Source organism: Pseudomonas sp. LBUM1653 (genome assembly GCF_059716115.1).
Map to the genome: position 1 here is coordinate 5978777 of NZ_CP166803.1, position 17664 is coordinate 5996440.

Sequence of the window (17664 nt, forward strand, 5' to 3'; positions counted from 1 at the left end):
TGGCTTCTACGACAAAAAGACCGACACACAGATGTTTACGGCATACCTGTTGGATATCGGAAGCTTCCCGTAAAACTTGATAGCGAGTGCCTGCAAGAGTCTTTTCCGGTAGCATTCCCTTCAGTTTGACCCGCCTGGAATCCCCTCATGTCCGACCGCCTGACCCTGCTGCGTCCCGACGACTGGCATATTCATCTTCGCGATGGTGCCGTGTTGACCAATACCGTCGCGGATGTCGCGCGCACCTTTGGCCGCGCCATCATCATGCCCAACCTGGTACCACCGGTGCGCAATGCGGCTGAAGCCGATGGCTATCGCCAGCGGATTCTCGCTGCCCGCCCGGCCGGCAGCCAGTTCGAACCGCTGATGGTCCTGTACCTGACCGACCGCACCCAGCCTGAAGAAATTCGCGAGGCCAAGGCCAGCGGTTTCGTTCACGCCGCCAAGCTGTATCCGGCCGGCGCGACCACCAACTCGGACTCTGGCGTCACCAGCATCGATAAGATCTTCCCTGCACTCGAGGCCATGGCCGAAGTGGGGATGCCTTTGTTGATCCACGGTGAAGTCACCCGCGGCGATGTCGACGTGTTCGACCGCGAAAAAATCTTCATCGATGAGCACATGCGTCGTGTGGTCGAGCGTTTCCCGACCCTCAAGGTGGTGTTCGAACACATCACCACCGCTGACGCCGTGCAATTCGTCAACTCGGCTTCGGCCAACGTTGGCGCGACCATCACCGCGCATCACCTGCTGTACAACCGCAACCACATGCTGGTGGGCGGGATTCGGCCGCACTTCTACTGTTTGCCGATCCTCAAGCGCAATACGCACCAGGAAGCCCTGCTCGACGCCGCCACCAGCGGCAGCGAAAAGTTCTTCCTCGGCACCGACTCGGCACCCCACGCCCAGCACGCCAAGGAAGCCGCCTGCGGCTGCGCCGGTTGCTACACCGCTTATGCTGCGATCGAGATGTACGCCGAAGCCTTCGAGCAGCGCAACGCGCTGGACAAGCTCGAAGCCTTCGCCAGCCTAAACGGCCCGCGTTTCTATGGCCTGCCGGCCAACACCGATCGCATTACCCTGGTCCGCGAAGAATGGACCGCCCCGACCAGCCTGCCGTTTGGCGAGCTGACCGTTATCCCGCTGCGCGCCGGTGAAAAACTGCGCTGGCGCCTGCTGGAGGAACACGCGTGAGTGAAGACCATTTCGACGACGAACAGGAAGGTCAAGGCGGTGGCGGCGGTTCCCGTCATCCAATGGCCGCCAGGTTTCGTGGCTACCTGCCAGTTGTCGTCGACGTAGAAACCGGTGGTTTCAACTCGGCCACCGACGCCCTGCTGGAAATCGCTGCAACTACCATCGCCATGGATGAAAAGGGTTTTGTATACCCCGATCACACCTACTTCTTCCGGGTCGAGCCTTTTGAAGGTGCGAACGTCGAAGCGGCAGCCCTGGAGTTTACCGGGATCAAGCTCGATCACCCGCTGCGCATGGCAGTGAGCGAAGAAGCGGCGCTGAACGATATCTTCCGCGGCGTGCGCAAGGCGCTCAAGGCCAACGGTTGCAAACGGGCGATTCTGGTTGGGCACAACAGCAGCTTCGACCTGGGCTTCCTCAATGCCGCGGTCGCGCGCCTGGACATGAAGCGCAACCCGTTCCATCCATTCTCCAGTTTCGATACCGCAACGCTCGCGGGCCTGGCTTATGGTCAGACCGTGCTGGCCAAGGCCTGTCAGGCTGCGGACATCGACTTCGACGGTCGCGAGGCGCACTCGGCGCGTTACGACACCGAGAAGACTGCCGAGTTGTTCTGCGGCATCGTCAATCGCTGGAAACAAATGGGTGGTTGGGAAGATTTCGGCGATTGATATGTTCGCGGATTAATCCCGCCCATAAAAAAACCGGCCTCAAGGGCCGGTTTTTTTGTACCTGGAGCGTGCCTTACAGCGCAGCAGCGTGCTCGGTCAGGTAAGCCGCAACGCCTTCTGGCGAAGCGTTCATGCCTTTGTCGCCTTTTTTCCAGTTGGCAGGGCAAACTTCACCGTGCTCTTCGTGGAATTGCAGAGCGTCGACCAGACGCAGCAGCTCTTCCATGTTACGGCCCAACGGCAGGTCGTTGATGATCTGCGAGCGGACAACGCCTTTGTCGTCGATCAGGAATGCGCCACGGAACGCCACGCCGTCAGCGGACTGAACGTCGTAGGCCTTCATGATTTCCTGCTTGATGTCGGCAGCCATGGTGTAACGAACCGCGCCGATACCGCCATCGTTTACCGGGGTGTTACGCCATGCGTTGTGGGTGAAGTGCGAGTCGATCGACACAGCGACCACTTCAACGTTGCGCGCCTTGAACTCGGACATGCGGTTGTCCAGAGCGATCAGCTCCGACGGGCAAACGAAGGTGAAGTCCAGCGGGTAGAAGAACACCAGGCCGTATTTGCCTTTGATGGCCGACGACAGGGTGAAGCTGTCTACGATTTCGCCATTGCCGAGTACGGCCGGTACGGTGAAGTCTGGGGCTTGTTTGCCTACGAGTACGCTCATTGGATATCTCCTGGTGTAGAAGCGTTAAGAACAAGGTTTGCATCAGCCTGCCACCCTCAGGCGACAGCCCTGTGACACGAACCCGTTTCGAAAAGACCGGCCATCATACACTGCGTTTTTGGCCTGTCCGTAACGGTTTCTCCCCTGGGCGTAAAAAAGGACGAAGGGTATTTCAGTTTACAGCGCAGGGTTGGCCAACCGTTCGTCAGACCTGTCAAAAAGCCTCCCCAAAGCACTTTGACAATCATTCTCGTTAACATTAAGATCCATCGCATTCGAGACATAAACAGCGACGGTTTTCACTTATGTATGTTTGCCTCTGCACTGGCGTCACCGACGGCCAAATCCGCGATGCGATCTATGAAGGATGCTGCAGCTACAAGGAAGTGCGCCAGGCCACCGGCGTTGCCAGTCAATGCGGCAAATGTGCCTGCCTCGCCAAGGAAGTGGTCCGCGAGACCCTGACCAAATTGCAAACGGCCCAGGCTGCGATCCCTTTTCCAGTTGAATTTACTGCTGCATAAATACCGTATTCCAAAGAACCGGACTCATGTCCGGTTTTTTTATGCCTGAAAATCAATTGCTTAGGCTCTAGACGCGGAACACAAACATTCTTATTCCGATTAATTTTCATATATTATTCAATAACTTAGGTTTGACACTCTTAGTTGTGCGGCTCAAACTCTGCCTTATAGACAGCTAATACAGGGCAGGACCCCATCATGAAAGGCGACGTTACAGTCATCCAGCATCTCAACAAGATCCTTGCCAATGAGCTGGTCGCGATCAATCAATATTTCCTGCATGCACGCATGTACGAAGATTGGGGTCTGAACAAGCTCGGCAAGCACGAGTACCACGAATCCATCGACGAGATGAAGCACGCGGACAAGCTGATCAAGCGCATCCTGTTCCTTGAAGGCCTGCCGAACGTCCAGGATCTGGGCAAGCTGCAGATCGGCGAGCACACCAAGGAAATGATCGAGTGTGACCTGCGCATCGAGAAGACCGGCCATGCCGATCTGAAAGTGGCGATCGCGCATTGCGAAACAGTGGGCGACTTCGGCAGCCGTGAACTGCTTGAAGATATCCTTGAGTCCGAAGAAGAACATATCGACTGGCTGGAAACCCAACTGGGCCTTATCGACAAGATCGGGATCGAGAACTACCTGCAATCGCAGATGGGCGACGACGAGTAAGTTCTACTCCGCCCGCCTCGATGTAACACTAGAGCCCCGCTCTCTTTTGAAGAGGCGGGGCTTTTTTGTTTCAATTTGCATGTGTCTGGACCGGCTCAGGGGTTTTTTCCTAAAGCCTGCCCCCTACAAGTCGATAACCTGGCATCGATAGCTGTGGGCGATCCACTGATCGCCTGACCACCTTTTTTCCACAGAAGGTTTTTATGTCCTCCACCAAAGCCCGCGCAGATTCACTTTCGCTTCTGCTGTTTACCTTGCGCAGTGGCAAGCTGATGGCGATCAACCTGCTCAAAGTCAGTGAAATCATCCCTTGCCCGCCACTGACCAAACTTCCCGAATCGCATCCCCACGTCAAAGGTATCGCCACCCTGCGCGGCGCCTCGTTGTCGGTGATCGACCTCAGCCGCGCCATCGGTGAGCGCCCGCTGGCAGACCCGGACGGTGGGTGCCTGATCGTCACTGACGTCAGCCGCTCCAAACAAGGCCTGCATGTCCAGGCGGTGAGCAAGATCGTGCACTGCCTGACCACCGACATCCGTCCGCCACCCTTCGGCTCTGGCGGTTCGCGCTCGTACATCACCGGCGTCACCTCCGTCGACGGCACCCTGGTGCAGGTGCTGGACATCGAGAAGGTCATCCATGGCATCGCCCCAGTACCCATCGACATGGCGCCGACCGAGCTCAGCATGGAAGATGCCGAAATACTGGGTAGCGCTCGTATCCTGGTGGTCGATGACAGTCAAGTCGCGCTGCAGCAATCGGTGCACACCTTGCGCAACCTGGGCCTGCAATGCCACACGGCCCGCAGCGCCAAGGAAGCCATCGACTGCCTGCTAGATCTGCAAGGCACCGCCCAACAGATCAACCTGATCGTCTCCGATATCGAGATGTCCGAGATGGACGGCTACGCCTTCACCCGTACCCTGCGTGAAACCCCTGATTTCGCCCACCTCTACGTGCTGCTGCATACGTCCCTGGACAGTGCGATGAACAGCGAAAAGGCACGGCTTGCGGGTGCGAATGCGGTGCTGACCAAGTTCTCCTCGCCGGAGCTGACCAAGTGCCTGATCGACGCGGCCAAGGCTGTGGCCGAACAAGGTCATTGAGTCTTGAACGAGCAATTCTGCTTTCTCATGCGGCGCAGTCTCGCTGAAGCTGTGCCCGCCATCACCTGGCCCCAGGGGATCATCCTGACCGGGTATCGTCCCGAACAGGCAGGAGAGGTTCATCGCTTGCTGCAACTGGGTCACTCGCAAGGCGGTGGCCGCGTCCCGGCTCTGGACGTATGGCAACAACGATTTGAAACCGATCCTGAATATGATCCGACACTGTGTTTCATCGCTCTGGATGCCCAGGGTATCGTGGGTGTATGTCAGTGCTGGACCAGCGCCTACGTCAAGAATCTGGTGGTGCATCCGCGAGCTCAAGGCCGTGGCTTGGGGCGAGCGTTGCTGCTCAATGCCTTCAAGGTGTTTCAACTGCGGCGCGAAGGGTATGTCGATTTGAAAGTGCTGGAAGGCAATTTTCGCGCACAGCGGTTGTATGAAAGCGCCGATATGTATGTGGTCCGCCGGGAACCGGTTCCGACCTGATCCAGACCTTCAGGCATACTCAGGCCTTGGCCAACACCCGCCCAAGGACCCCTGAACCATGAAAGCTGTCACCCTGACCTTCGTTTGCCTCACGACCCTCGCTACCCAGGTACACGCCTCCAGCCCCGAGGCCTGGGCCGCCTTCGACAAAGCCGTACTCGCCAGTTGCACCAAGGCCAGCGGTCTTGCGAATGCCAAACCGGTCGGCAATGCCGCGCAGTTCGATGATCGGGTCGGCTATACCGCCCTGCTGCTGCAAGGCAAGTACCCGCAAAAGCACATGAAAGGCCAGCAAGGTACCGAACTGTGCCTCTACAACAAGAAAAGCAAAACAGCCTACGTGACCGAGTGGGACTCCATACGACCAAACTGACACGGCTGTCAGTTAACAGTCACCTTCCTGACCGGGTCACAGGGATATAACGTAGGTAGACAAAGCTGCGCACACTTCCATTTTCCGACCCGGCGCCACTCTCGCATGCGAACTCAGAAAAAAACCGTTGTTCTTGCAGCCGTTCTGATCGTGCTGGTCGCGCTGGGTGCGTGGTACCTGGTCAAACCCTCCGCGGCCAAAGTGGCTGCACCGACCGCCATCCCGGTGCGCGTGGTCAACGTGGTCGAACAAGACGTGCCCCGCTACGTCAGCGGCATCGGCTCGGTGTTATCGCTGCATAGCGTGGTGGTCCGACCGCAAATCGACGGCATCCTCACCAAAATACTGGTCAAGGAAGGCCAACTGGTAAACAAAGGCGACCTGCTGGCCACTATCGACGACCGGTCGATCCGCGCCAGCCTGGATCAGGCCAGGGCGCAACTGGGCGAAAGCCAGGCGCAACTGCAAGTGGCCCAGGTCAACCTCAAACGCTACAAACTGTTGAGCGTCGACGACGGTGTTTCCAAACAGACCTACGACCAGCAACAAGCATTGGTCAACCAGCTCAAGGCCACTGCCCAGGGCAATCAGGCCTCGATTGACGCGGCCCAGGTGCAGTTGTCGTACACGCAGATTCGCTCCCCGGTCAGTGGCCGCGTCGGAATTCGTACGGTGGATGAAGGTAACTTCCTGCGCATGACTGACGCCCAAGGACTGTTCACGGTGACCCAGATCGACCCGATCGCCGTGGAGTTCTCCCTGCCGCAGCAAATGCTGCCGACCCTGCAAGGCCTGATCAGCGATCCACAACACGCCAAGGTCAAGGCCTACATCGGTGCCGACACCGATGGCGAAACCGGCAACCTGCTGGGCGAAGGTCACCTGACCCTGATCGACAACCAGATCAACGCCAACACCGGTACCATCCGCGCCAAGGCCGAATTCAATAATCCCGGGCAAAAACTCTGGCCCGGCCTGCTGGTGACGGTAAAGATTCAGACAGCGCTGGATAAAGATGCGCTGGTCGTACCGCCCACCGTCGTACAGCGTGGCCTCGATCAGCACTTCGTCTATCGGGTAAACGGCAACAAGGTTGAAACCGTGCCGGTGCAGATGGTTCACCAAGGCAGCGGCCAGAGCATCATAAAGGGTGTGAATCCCGGTGACGTGCTGGTCAGCGACGGTCAGTCGCGGCTCAAGCCCGGCGCCACCGTGCAGGTGCTCACCGAACCGCCGCAGGTCGTACAATCGGAGTCGACGCCATGAAAGGCCACGGTTCGATATCCGCCTGGTGCATCGACCACCCTGTGGCAACGATTCTGCTGACGTTCGCCTTGGTGCTGCTGGGGGCGATCGCCTTCCCGCGCCTGCCCATCGCGCCGCTCCCGGAGGCAGAATTTCCGACGATACAGGTGGCCGCCCAACTGCCGGGTGCCAGCCCGGAAACCATGGCGTCATCGGTGGCCACACCCCTTGAAGTGCAATTCAGCGCCATTCCCGGCGTGACGCAAATGACCTCGAGCAGCGCCCTTGGCTCAACCAACCTGACCCTGCAATTCACCCTCGACAAAAGCATCGATACCGCCGCCCAGGAAGTCCAGGCCGCCATCAACACCGCCGCAGGCAAACTGCCCAAGGACATGCCGAACCTGCCCACCTGGCGCAAGGTCAATCCGGCCGACAGCCCGGTGCTGATCCTCAGCGTCAACTCGTCCTTGATGCCAGGTCCCGAACTCAGCGATCTGGTGGAAACCCTGTTGTCCCGCCAGATCAGTCAGATCGACGGTGTAGGCCAGGTCGCGATTACCGGCCAGCAACGTCCGGCGATTCGTGTCCAGGTCTCGGCGGACAAACTCGCCGCCATCGGCCTGACCCTGGCCGATATTCGCCTGGCGATCCAGCAGACCAGCCTCAACCTGGCCAAAGGTGCGCTGTATGGGGAATCGAGCATCTCGACCCTGTCCACCAACGACCAGTTGTTCCATCCCGAGGAATACAACCAACTGATCGTTTCCTACAAGGACGGCGCACCGGTTCATCTAAGGGATGTCGCCAAAGTCGTCAACGGCTCGGAAGATGCCTACGTCCAGGCTTGGGCGGGCACACAACCGGGCGTCAACCTGGTGATTTTCCGCCAGCCGGGAGCCAACATCGTCGAGACCGTTGACCGGATTCAGGCGGCGCTACCGGGCCTGAAAGCGATGCTGCCGGCTTCGGTGCAGGTCAAGACGCTGATCGACCGCACGCAGACTATCCGCGCATCGCTGCATGAAGTGGAAATCACCCTGCTGATCGCGATCATGCTGGTGGTGGCGGTGATGGCGTTGTTCCTGCGCCAGCTGTCGGCAACCCTGATCGTGTCGGCAGTACTGGGGGTTTCACTGATCGCCAGTTTTGCATTGATGTATGTGATGGGCTTCAGCCTGAACAACCTGACGCTGGTGGCGATCGTGGTGGCCGTGGGGTTTGTGGTCGACGATGCGATTGTGGTGGTGGAGAACATTCACCGCCACCTGGAGGCGGGCGACGGCATGCGCGAGGCCGCGATCAAGGGCGCCGGAGAAATCGGCTTCACGGTGGTATCGATCAGTTTCTCGCTGGTCGCGGCGTTCATTCCGTTGCTGTTCATGGGGGGCGTGGTCGGACGCCTGTTCAAGGAGTTCGCCCTGACCGCTACTTCCACCATCATGATTTCGGTGGTGGTGTCGCTGACGTTGGCGCCAACCCTGGCAGCGCTGTTCATGCGCGCGCCAGTGCATCACGCCCACGATAAGCCGGGCTTCGGCGAACGCCTGCTGGCGCTGTACGAAAAAGGCCTGCGCCGCGCGCTCGCGCACCAGAAGTTGATGATCGGCGTATTCGGTCTGTCGCTGGCCCTGGCCGTTGCCGGTTACATTTTTATTCCCAAGGGTTTCTTCCCGATTCAGGACACCGGGTTCGTCCTCGGTACAACTGAAGCTGCTGCCGATATTTCCTACGGCGACATGGTGAAAAAACACCTGGCAATGGCTGAAATCGTCGCCGCCGATCCCGCCGTCGAGACCTTCTCGCACTCGGTCGGGGTATCGGGCAGCAACCAGACCATCGCCAACGGCCGCTTCTGGATCGCCCTGAAAAAACGCGGCGACCGCGATGTTTCAGCCAGCGAGTTCATCGACCGTATTCGCCCGCAATTGATGAAAGTACCGGGCATCGTCCTGTACCTGCGCGCCGGGCAGGACATCAACCTCAGCTCCGGGCCGAGCCGGGCCCAGTACCAATACGTGCTCAAGAGCAACGACGGTGCAGTCCTGAGCACCTGGACCCAGCGCCTGACGGAAAAACTGCGCGGCAACCCGGCCTTCCGCGACATTTCCAACGACCTGCAACTGGGCGGCAGCATCACCCATATCAGCATCGACCGCAGTGCCGCGGCACGCTTTGGCCTGACTGCCAGCGATGTCGACGAAGCGCTGTACGACGCCTTCGGCCAGCGCCAGATCAACGAATTCCAGACCCAGATCAACCAGTACAACGTGATCCTGGAACTGGACACCCGGCAACGCGGCAAGGCCGAAAGCCTCAACTACTTCTACCTGCGCTCGCCCCTGAGCGGAGAAATGGTGCCGCTGTCGGCCCTGGCGAAATTCGATGCGCCAACGGTGGGGCCGCTGTCCATCGCCCATGACGGCATGTTCCCGGCCGCCAACCTGTCGTTCAACCTGGCACCCGGTGTGGCGCTGGGCGATGCGGTGATCATGCTCAACCAGGCCAAGGTCGACATCGGCATGCCAACGGCCATCAGCGGTAATTTCCAGGGCGCGGCCCAGGCGTTCCAGAGTTCGCTGGCCAGCCAGCCATGGTTGATCCTGGCGGCGCTGGTGGCGGTGTACATCATTCTCGGCGTGCTCTACGAGAGCTTCGTCCACCCGCTGACGATCATCTCGACACTGCCCTCGGCCGGGCTGGGCGCGGTGATCATGCTGTGGATCTGCGGCCAGGACTTTTCGATCATGGCGCTGATCGGGCTGGTGCTGCTGATCGGCATCGTCAAGAAAAACGGCATCCTGATGATCGACTTCGCCCTCGACGCACAGCGCAAGGGTGGCATGGCGCCGGAAGAAGCGATCTACCAGGCGTGTCTCACGCGGTTCCGGCCGATCATCATGACCACCCTCGCCGCCCTGCTCGGCGCCCTGCCGCTGATGCTCGGGTACGGCACCGGTGCCGAGCTGCGCCAACCCCTGGGGATTGCCGTAGTCGGCGGTTTGCTGGTGAGCCAGGCACTGACGCTGTTCACCACGCCGGTCATATACTTGTGGTTGGAGCGGCTATTCCATCGACACTCTCTCCCACCAGCAGCCGCGCCCGTACCGGCGCTGGCGAACACAGACTGAGGCGGGGTCATGCGCGTTCTGATTATCGAAGACGAAGAAAAAACCGCGGACTATCTGCACCGCGGCCTGACGGAACAGGGTTACACCGTGGACCTGGCCCGCGATGGCGTGGAAGGCCTGCACCTGGCGCTGGAAAGCGACTACGCAGTGATCGTCCTCGACGTCATGCTGCCGGGCCTGGACGGCTTCGGCGTATTGCGCGCCTTGCGTGCGCGCAAGCAAACCCCGGTGATCATGCTCACTGCCCGCGAACGGGTCGAAGACCGCATCAAGGGCCTGCGCGACGGTGCCGATGATTACCTGGGCAAACCGTTTTCCTTCCTCGAACTGGTGGCACGCCTGCAGGCGCTGACCCGGCGCAGCGGTGGCCACGAACCGGTGCAAGTGAGCATCGCCGACCTGTGGATAGATTTGATCAGCCGCAAGGCCACCCGCGCAGGCTTACGCCTGGACCTGACAGCCAAGGAGTTCTCGCTGCTCAGCGTGCTGGCCCGGCGCCAGGGTGAAATCCTCTCGAAAACGGCGATTGCCGAGATGGTCTGGGACATCAATTTCGACAGCGACGCCAACGTGGTCGAAGTCGCGATCAAACGCCTGCGGGCCAAGCTCGACGGGCCGTTCGAAGAAAAGTTGCTGCACACCATCCGCGGCATGGGTTATGTGCTGGAGAGCCGTGGTGTCCAGTAACTCTATCGCCCTGCGCCTGAGCGGCATGTTCACGCTGGTGGCGCTGTTGGTGTTCCTGTTGATCGGCTGGGCGCTGTACCAGCAGGTCGACAAAGGCCTGGGCCTGCTGCCCGAAGCGGAACTCGATGCACGTTACAGCGTGCTCGAATCCACCGTCGGCCGCTACGGCACGCCCGAGCACTGGGTGAAGATCAATAACAAGCTCAAGCTGCTTGGCGAAGAAGACAAGCGCATCAGTTTCTGGATCGTCAGCGGCGATCCGCGCTACGAATACGGCAACCCGACACCAAGTATCCGTGCCTTCGCCGAAGGACCGTTGGGCATGCGCGACATGCAACTGGCGGATCACCCCTATCCGCTGAAAGTGCTGGTCAGCCAATTCCCGGCCAAGGATCAGCGCCCGCCCCTGCGCTTCATGATCGGTATCGATACCGAAACGTTTTTCCATACCCAGCACCAGTTGCTGATCGCCCTGATCAGCCTCGCGGTTATCGGCGTGCTGATGGCCTCGGCGCTGGGCTACTGGGTGGCGCGGATCGGGCTCAAGCCGTTGATCAAGCTGTCTCAGGAAGCCCAGCGCCTGGCCCCTCCGTTGCGTTCAGGCCGCTTGCGGCTGTCATCGCTGCCCCCCGAGCTAAATCAGTTCGTCGACTCGTTCAACTCGACACTGGAGCGGGTCGAACAGGCCTACTCACGCCTGGAATCGTTCAACGCCGATGTCGCCCATGAACTGCGCTCGCCGCTGACCAACCTGATCGGCCAGACCCAGGTCGCCCTGACACGCGGGCGTTCGGCAGAGCATTATTTCGAGGTGCTGCAATCGAACCTTGAAGAGCTTGAGCGACTGCGCTCGATCATCAATGACATGCTGTTCCTGGCCAGTGCCGACCAAGGCAGCAAGGCCACCAAACTGACGTCCACCTCGCTGGCGGAGGAAGTGGCCACGACCCTGGAATACCTGGATTTCATTCTCGAGGATGCCCAGGTACAGGTTCAGGTCAGCGGCGATGCCCTGGTACGAATCGAAATCGCCCACCTGCGCCGGGCCTTGATCAACCTGCTGAACAACGCCGTGCAGCACACCGGCCCCGGACAAGTCATCGAAGTGCGCATCGAAGCAGGCGAGCACCAGGTCAGCATCGGCGTCGCAAACCCGGGCGTACCGATTCCCAGCGAGCATTTGTCGCGTCTGTTCGAGCGCTTCTACCGGGTCGATGCCTCGCGCAGCAACAGTGGTAACAACCACGGGTTGGGACTGGCCATCGTCAAGGCGATTGCACTGATGCATGGCGGAGATGTGTTCGTACGCAGCGACCATGGCATGAACACCTTCGGCATGCATTTGCCCGTCTGAGGCCCCACGCCCCCCCCGAAAACAGGCCGGTACATATCCATTGCTGCGGTAACGGCCACTTATGGTTTCGCCCTTACGGCGACTCACTTTTCCAAACGCCGAAAAGTAAGCAAAAGGCTCTGCCCCACCACTCGGTGCCTCGCTTAGGCTCGGCATGCCCTCACTCCGGCATTACTCCGTGGGTCGCCGCGATGGGCCATCCATGGCCCAGCGCGGCTAAACCGGCGTCCTGCCGGTTTACCCACTACGCAATGCCTGCGTTCGGCCATCGTGGTTTAACGGGGCGCCAAAATCTAAAGCCAAAGCGAGGCGGCCTGACAGCCGACCTGGCTTTACGGCTGTACCTGATCCCCTGTGGGAGCGAGCCTGCTCGCGATGGACGTCCAGACCACGCGTTCATCCAGACAGGGCGCGTTATCGTTGACGTCCATCGCGAGCAGGCTCGCTCCCACAATGGGATCGCTGACAAGCCTGCAATCAGGTCGGCTTTAAGGCCGCCTCGCCCTGCTTTGGCTCTTGATCTTCTTGTCCCATCGAGAGGCCGAGTGAAGGTTCTGCGCTGTGGGCAAAGGATGGCCCATCGCGGCGGGCTCTGTAGGAGCGAGCATGCTCGCGATGGTCGTCAACGATGACGCTGGGCACCTGACTCCCCTCGGTGCTCTGAGGTTCATCGCGAGCATGCACGCTCCTACAGGCCGGGCGGCGTTCCGTGCTTCCAAGTGACCCGCTGTAAGAGCGGAACCATAAGTGGCCGTTACCACAGGAATGGATATGTACACCTGAAAGATTAGCTTCAGCTGTCAGAACGTCTTCGCCGGCAAGCCTGGCTCCTACAGGGCAAAGCGTTCACGCGCGTTGTGTCGGGCACCCGATCTTTGCTCTTTACGTAACAGTCCTTTCATGAATCCGCTCTTTTTCCTTTCCCCCAAGCCCCTTATCTTTGCCCGCACCAAACAGCACTTGCCAAGCAAGAAGGTTTAAAAGATGTCCAACAGTATGGGTATTGCCAGCGCTTTCGTTCTGTCTTCTCTGTTCCTGTCTCCGTTCGCCATGGCCGAAGAGTCGCAGGCTTTCGTCGCGCAAAATGCCGCCCGGGCCGCCGCGTACGAAGAGCCTCAGATCGAGATGACCGCCAAAGCCCAGGAGGCCACCCAAGCCCCACAAGCGTCGAGCGCTCAGGCCAAGCAGGCCGAGAAAGACAGCTGATCTACACGCATTGCTCCAGTTTCCCTCGACACTTTTCATCGGCTCTTCCCATTGAAAAGCTGTCTTCAAAGCCGCTGCCATCAGCGGCTTTTTTTTGTTGTGGTTTTACCATCCGCTGCGCCCGACAAAAAACCGCTGCGACTGCAAGAAAGTGATGTATCCAGCTGACCCAGGAGCTTTACCCCCCGTGCGTTTCCCACTCAGTTCACCTGCGCTGTTCGTTGCATTAGTTGCAACGATGGCCGCCAATGCTCACGCCGCCGACGACTCACCTGCCCAAGGTTTCACCGAAGACGCCAGCCTCACGCTCAACGCACGCAACTACTACATGAACCGCAATCGCCAGCAACACGCAGACGACAATATTGAATGGGGTCAAGGTTTCCTGGGCATCTTCGAGTCGGGTTTCACCGAAGGCAGCGTCGGGTTCGGCTTCGATGCCCATGCCATGCTCGGGCTCAAGCTCGACGGTGGCGGCGGCACGGACAATTCGAGCATCCTGCCGGTCAGCGATGGCAACGGCAAAGCACCGGGCTCGTTCTCCACGGCTGGCGGCACCCTGAAAATGCGCGCCTTCGATACCGAATTGAAGGCTGGCGACCTGTTTCTCGCCAACCCGGTAATTGCTGGCGGTGAAACCCGCATGCTGCCCCAGACCTTTCGCGGTGTCAGCCTGACCAACCACAGTTTCGACGGCTGGCTGATCGAAGGGGGTCAAGCGAGCTTCACCAAACCCTATAACCAGAGCGGCCATACCCGCATCGGTACGTCCTACGGCACCCTGGCCGAGGGTGACGAGAGCCAGCATCTCAACTGGGCCGGCGTGGCCTGGAGCGGTCTGCCAGGCTTGACCAGCAGCCTGTATGCCGCCGAGCTCAAGGACATCTGGAACCAGTACTACTACGACCTGGATTACACCTATGCGCTCAACGAGGTGGTCAGCCTCAACCCGGGCCTGCACTTCTATCACACGCAAGACACGGGTGATGCGCTGCTCGGCCACATCGACAACAACACCTACAGCCTGCATTTCACTGTCGGCATCGGCAATCACAGCGTCACCACCGCTTACCAGCGGGTCAACGGCAACACCCCGTTCGACTACATCAGCCAGGGCGACAGCGTCTTCCTCGACAACTCCCAGCAATATTCGGACTTCAACGGCCCGAACGAACGCTCGTGGAAACTCAAGTACGCCTATGACTTTGTCGGGCTCGGCCTGCCGGGACTGACCTCGTCGCTGTCCTACTCCCGAGGCAAACTGGACCTGACCAAGGTCGATCCAGACAGCCCCGGGTATAGCGCGTGGTACAGCGCCGACGGCAAAAACGCCAGGCACTGGGAGCGCGACATCGAACTCAAGTACGTGGTCCAGGCCGGCCAGGCCAAAAACCTGGCCCTGCGCCTGCAATGGGCAACCAACCGAGGCGGCGACGGCTATGATGCACTGGATCAGGACACCGACGAGTACCGGGTGATTTTCGACTACCCGCTCAATGTCTTCTAAGCTTGAATAAACAAAAGGCCGGCACATTTTGCTGGCTTTTTTTTATCTGGAGTGAGAATGGATGCTGTGGATATAGCGGGTGTCCGGGACGCTGCCCGATTCTTGTAAAAGAATGTTCCCGACGCCTAGACAGCAGAAGCCAGAACCATGAGCGAGCGCAGCGCGACATCTCACCCAACCACCCATTTCACGCGATCCGAACGACTGGTGATTCTCGGCAGCGTATTACTGGTGATTGCCATCCTCAGCATCGTGGCGTTTCTGCTGGTGCGTGAACGCGCCAATGCCGAACTGTCAGCCAGCCGCTCCGCCGCCAACATCGTGCAATTGATCGAAGCCGACGTCCTGCGTAACGTCGAGCTCTACGACGTGTCCTTGTTGGGCTTGATCGCGGCCTCACGACGTGAAGACCTCATGCACGTTTCTCCGCAGATCCGTCATCTGGCCTTGTTCGATCGCGCCACCGCGGCACCGTACAAGGGTGACATCCTGTTGCTGGACCAGCACGGCAACGCGCTCGCCGACTCGGCTTCGCGAGAACCCAGGACAGGCAACTTTGCCGACCGCGAATACTTCCTGCCCCACGTGAACAATAGCGACCCGAGCATGTTCATCAGCCGTCCTTTTCGCTCCCGGCTGGCAAACAACGAATGGCGCATCAGCTTCAGTCGCCGGATCAGTGGCGTCCAAGGCGAGTTCCTTGGGGTCGCCGAAGCGGCCATGCGCCTGAGTTACTTCGAACAGCTGTTCAACAGCCTGAACATCGGTCCCGACAGCTCGGTCAGCCTGATCAACAAGGATGGAATCCTGCTGGCCCAGGTCCCTCGCCAGGGTGAAGACCTGACCGGTTCGGACTTCAGCAACCGCCCCAATTTCCAGCGCATCGTCAAGGAAGGCAACGGCAGCTTCAGCAGTGTCTCGGCTCGCTACCAGGATCAGCGGCTCTACACCTTTTCCCAGGTTGGCAATCTGCCGCTGATTGTCATCGTGGCGCTGTCGGGCGCTGAAGTGTTTGCTTCGTGGCAACGCACGGCGGTGGTGGTCAGCGTGGCCACGATTGCCCTGTGTGCGTGCCTGCTGTGGCTGACCTGGTTGCTCTGCCGCGAACTGCGCCTGCGTCACCATGCCGAACTGGAACTGGCGCAATTGGCCGCCACCGACGCGTTGACCGGCCTGGCAAACCGCCGCACGCTCGACCAGACGCTGCGTCATGAATGGTTTCGCGCCCAGCGTTCCGGCAAGCCATTGTCGTTACTGATGATTGACGCCGATCACTTCAAGGCCTTCAACGACCGCCATGGCCATCAAGCCGGTGATGAGGCCTTGCGTGCGGTGGCCGAGGTGTTGCGCAACCACGTACGGCGGCCTGCCGACCTGGTCGCGCGCTACGGTGGCGAGGAGTTTTCGGTGATCCTGGCGGAAACCGACATGGCGGGCGCACAACAGATCGCCGAGAACATTCGGCAGGCTGTCGAGCAGCTACCGTTGATCGACGGCGCCGACTCGCCGATTACCGTGAGCATTGGCATCAGTACCTGGAACGCCTGCACCGACATCAATCTGGAGGTGCTGATGTTTGCCGCGGACAAGGCGTTGTATCAAGCCAAGGAAACTGGACGTAATCGGGTGGTGGCGCTGTAGCGACTGGCGAAGAACCGCCATAAAAGGGTTCTTCACGCAATCCCCGGGAAACACAGAAACAAGAACGCCCCACCTTTGTAGGAGCCGGCTTGCTGGCGATAGCAGTCGGATATTCAACATTAGCGCCGACTGTTACACCGTTATCGCCAGCAAGCCGGCTCCTACAGGGATTGGTGGTGAGCCATGAATTCGGGGCATAAAAAAAGGCCGCCCGAAGGCAGCCTTTAAAAAACTAGAGAGGTTTTTTACTTACACGGCCGCGACAGGGCGCATGTAAGAGATCGGTGCAGTGCTGGCGTCTTCGAAGGTCACGACTTCCCAGGCATCTGTCTGCTCAATCAACTTGCGCAGCAGCTGGTTGTTCAGCGCGTGGCCGGACTTGAAGCCCTTGAACTCACCAATCAGGCTGTTGCCCAGCAGGTAGAGGTCACCAATTGCATCGAGGATCTTGTGCTTCACGAATTCGTCTTCGTAGCGAAGGCCGTCTTCGTTCAGTACACCATCGGCGTCGACCACAATGGCGTTTTCAACGCTGCCGCCGAGTGCGAGGTTGTGCTTGCGCAGGTACTCGATGTCACTCATGAAACCAAAGGTACGGGCGCGGCTGACTTCTTTTACGAACGAAGTGCTGGAAAAATCCACGCTTGCACTTTGTGTGCGGTCACGGAAAACCGGGTGATCGAAGTCGATCTCGAAGCTCACCTTGAAACCTTCGAAAGGGACGAAAGTGGCGCGTTTGTCGCCGTCTTCCACAGTCACTTCCCGCAGGATGCGGATGAACTTCTTGGCGGCGTCCTGTTCTTCCAGGCCAGCCGACTGAATCAGGAATACGAAAGGTCCAGCGCTGCCATCCATGATCGGCACTTCGGACGCGGAGAGCTCGACGTAGGCGTTATCGATGCCCAGGCCAGCCATGGCCGAGAGCAAGTGCTCCACCGTGTCCACTTTGACGTCACCGTTGACCAGAGTGGTCGACATGGTGGTTTCGCCAACGTTTTCCGCGCGTGCAGGGATCTGCACCACAGGATCGAGGTCGGCACGACAAAACACAATGCCGGTGTCGATCGGCGCAGGCTTGAGGGTCAGGTATACCTTCTCCCCGGAGTGCAGACCTACACCTGTGGCACGGATAATATTTTTCAGTGTGCGTTGTTTAATCATGGCTTGGGCCGCTTCAGCGCAAAT

At 59.3% G+C, this 17664-nt stretch carries 16 protein-coding genes; 14 read left to right on the plus strand and 2 right to left on the minus strand.

Translation table 11 applies throughout. The features are described from left to right. Positions 1-147: 147 nt before the first annotated feature. Both pyrC and rnt read left to right on the plus strand, forming a co-directional pair. Complete coding sequence (pyrC, locus tag ACA054_RS26905; RefSeq protein WP_180205314.1) at positions 148-1194, plus strand: dihydroorotase; 1047 nt, start codon at positions 148-150, stop codon at positions 1192-1194. Continuing rightward, complete coding sequence (gene rnt / locus ACA054_RS26910; RefSeq protein WP_497636486.1) at positions 1191-1868, plus strand: ribonuclease T; 678 nt, start codon at positions 1191-1193, stop codon at positions 1866-1868. The genes pyrC and rnt overlap by 4 nt, the downstream gene beginning before the upstream one ends. A gap of 73 nt (positions 1869-1941) precedes the next feature. Here the strand turns inward: rnt and ACA054_RS26915 are convergent, their stop codons facing one another. Next, the gene (locus ACA054_RS26915) at positions 1942-2544 is read right to left on the minus strand and encodes a peroxiredoxin (protein ID WP_008057532.1); all 603 of its coding nucleotides are present in this window, start codon (positions 2542-2544) and stop codon (positions 1942-1944) included. A gap of 305 nt (positions 2545-2849) precedes the next feature. Between ACA054_RS26915 and ACA054_RS26920 the strand changes: the two genes are divergently transcribed. The 12 genes from ACA054_RS26920 to ACA054_RS26975 all read left to right on the plus strand — a co-directional run bounded on the left by ACA054_RS26920 (position 2850) and on the right by ACA054_RS26975 (position 16479). After that, a complete protein-coding gene (locus ACA054_RS26920; protein WP_008057530.1) occupies positions 2850-3068 on the plus strand; it encodes a bacterioferritin-associated ferredoxin in 219 nt (72 codons plus the stop codon). Between the two features lie 198 nt (positions 3069-3266). Then, entirely contained in the window at positions 3267-3743 is a 477-nt protein-coding gene (bfr, locus tag ACA054_RS26925) for a bacterioferritin (protein WP_034149019.1), read from the plus strand. 203 nt (positions 3744-3946) lie between these two features. After that, positions 3947-4849, plus strand: coding sequence for a chemotaxis protein CheV (locus tag ACA054_RS26930; protein WP_497686935.1), 903 nt, complete (start codon positions 3947-3949; stop codon positions 4847-4849). Between the two features lie 27 nt (positions 4850-4876). Continuing rightward, positions 4877-5335, plus strand: a complete 459-nt coding sequence (locus ACA054_RS26935; RefSeq protein ID WP_497690379.1) for a GNAT family N-acetyltransferase — start codon at positions 4877-4879, stop codon at positions 5333-5335. A 58-nt stretch (positions 5336-5393) separates the two neighbouring features. Continuing rightward, positions 5394-5708 carry a hypothetical protein gene (locus ACA054_RS26940; RefSeq protein WP_497686936.1) on the plus strand — a complete coding sequence of 105 codons (315 nt, stop codon included), beginning with the start codon at positions 5394-5396 and terminating at the stop codon, positions 5706-5708. Positions 5709-5813: 105 nt separating this feature from the next. Then, positions 5814-6974, plus strand: a complete 1161-nt coding sequence (locus ACA054_RS26945) for an efflux RND transporter periplasmic adaptor subunit (RefSeq protein ID WP_497686937.1) — start codon at positions 5814-5816, stop codon at positions 6972-6974. Continuing rightward, positions 6971-10084, plus strand: coding sequence for a multidrug efflux RND transporter permease subunit (locus ACA054_RS26950; RefSeq protein ID WP_497686938.1), 3114 nt, complete (start codon positions 6971-6973; stop codon positions 10082-10084). Before ACA054_RS26945 ends, ACA054_RS26950 begins: the two co-directional genes overlap by 4 nt. 9 nt (positions 10085-10093) lie before the next feature. Next, positions 10094-10771 (plus strand): heavy metal response regulator transcription factor, encoded by a 678-nt coding sequence (locus ACA054_RS26955; protein WP_497636491.1) that lies wholly within the window; start codon positions 10094-10096, stop codon positions 10769-10771. After that, a complete protein-coding gene (locus ACA054_RS26960; protein ID WP_497686939.1) occupies positions 10761-12125 on the plus strand; it encodes a heavy metal sensor histidine kinase in 1365 nt (454 codons plus the stop codon). The genes ACA054_RS26955 and ACA054_RS26960 overlap by 11 nt, the downstream gene beginning before the upstream one ends. A 984-nt stretch (positions 12126-13109) precedes the next feature. Beyond that, positions 13110-13331, plus strand: a complete 222-nt coding sequence (locus ACA054_RS26965) for a hypothetical protein (RefSeq protein WP_497686940.1) — start codon at positions 13110-13112, stop codon at positions 13329-13331. Positions 13332-13485: 154 nt separating this feature from the next. Then, positions 13486-14838, plus strand: a complete 1353-nt coding sequence (locus tag ACA054_RS26970) for an OprD family porin (protein WP_497686941.1) — start codon at positions 13486-13488, stop codon at positions 14836-14838. Between the two features lie 147 nt (positions 14839-14985). Then, complete coding sequence (locus tag ACA054_RS26975; protein ID WP_497686942.1) at positions 14986-16479, plus strand: GGDEF domain-containing protein; 1494 nt, start codon at positions 14986-14988, stop codon at positions 16477-16479. Between the two features lie 249 nt (positions 16480-16728). Here the strand turns inward: ACA054_RS26975 and lpxC are convergent, their stop codons facing one another. Further along, positions 16729-17640: a UDP-3-O-acyl-N-acetylglucosamine deacetylase gene (gene lpxC / locus ACA054_RS26980; protein ID WP_008060300.1), complete on the minus strand. Its 912-nt coding sequence runs from the start codon at positions 17638-17640 to the stop codon at positions 16729-16731. Positions 17641-17664: the final 24 nt, after the last annotated feature.

What these genes read in the sequence shown, in the direction of transcription:
- ACA054_RS26915 (WP_008057532.1), bottom strand. Translation starts at nt 2,544, where the DNA reads ATGAGCGTACTCGTAGGCAAACAAGCCCCAGACTTCACCGTACCGGCC.
- ACA054_RS26935 (WP_497690379.1), top strand. Translation starts at nt 4,877, where the DNA reads ATGCGGCGCAGTCTCGCTGAAGCTGTGCCCGCCATCACCTGGCCCCAG.
- ACA054_RS26930 (WP_497686935.1), top strand. Translation starts at nt 3,947, where the DNA reads ATGTCCTCCACCAAAGCCCGCGCAGATTCACTTTCGCTTCTGCTGTTT.
- ACA054_RS26955 (WP_497636491.1), top strand. Translation starts at nt 10,094, where the DNA reads ATGCGCGTTCTGATTATCGAAGACGAAGAAAAAACCGCGGACTATCTG.
- ACA054_RS26950 (WP_497686938.1), top strand. Translation starts at nt 6,971, where the DNA reads ATGAAAGGCCACGGTTCGATATCCGCCTGGTGCATCGACCACCCTGTG.
- ACA054_RS26940 (WP_497686936.1), top strand. Translation starts at nt 5,394, where the DNA reads ATGAAAGCTGTCACCCTGACCTTCGTTTGCCTCACGACCCTCGCTACC.
- bfr (WP_034149019.1), top strand. Translation starts at nt 3,267, where the DNA reads ATGAAAGGCGACGTTACAGTCATCCAGCATCTCAACAAGATCCTTGCC.
- ACA054_RS26920 (WP_008057530.1), top strand. Translation starts at nt 2,850, where the DNA reads ATGTATGTTTGCCTCTGCACTGGCGTCACCGACGGCCAAATCCGCGAT.
- ACA054_RS26945 (WP_497686937.1), top strand. Translation starts at nt 5,814, where the DNA reads ATGCGAACTCAGAAAAAAACCGTTGTTCTTGCAGCCGTTCTGATCGTG.
- ACA054_RS26970 (WP_497686941.1), top strand. Translation starts at nt 13,486, where the DNA reads ATGTATCCAGCTGACCCAGGAGCTTTACCCCCCGTGCGTTTCCCACTC.
- ACA054_RS26965 (WP_497686940.1), top strand. Translation starts at nt 13,110, where the DNA reads ATGTCCAACAGTATGGGTATTGCCAGCGCTTTCGTTCTGTCTTCTCTG.
- lpxC (WP_008060300.1), bottom strand. Translation starts at nt 17,640, where the DNA reads ATGATTAAACAACGCACACTGAAAAATATTATCCGTGCCACAGGTGTA.
- ACA054_RS26975 (WP_497686942.1), top strand. Translation starts at nt 14,986, where the DNA reads ATGAGCGAGCGCAGCGCGACATCTCACCCAACCACCCATTTCACGCGA.
- pyrC (WP_180205314.1), top strand. Translation starts at nt 148, where the DNA reads ATGTCCGACCGCCTGACCCTGCTGCGTCCCGACGACTGGCATATTCAT.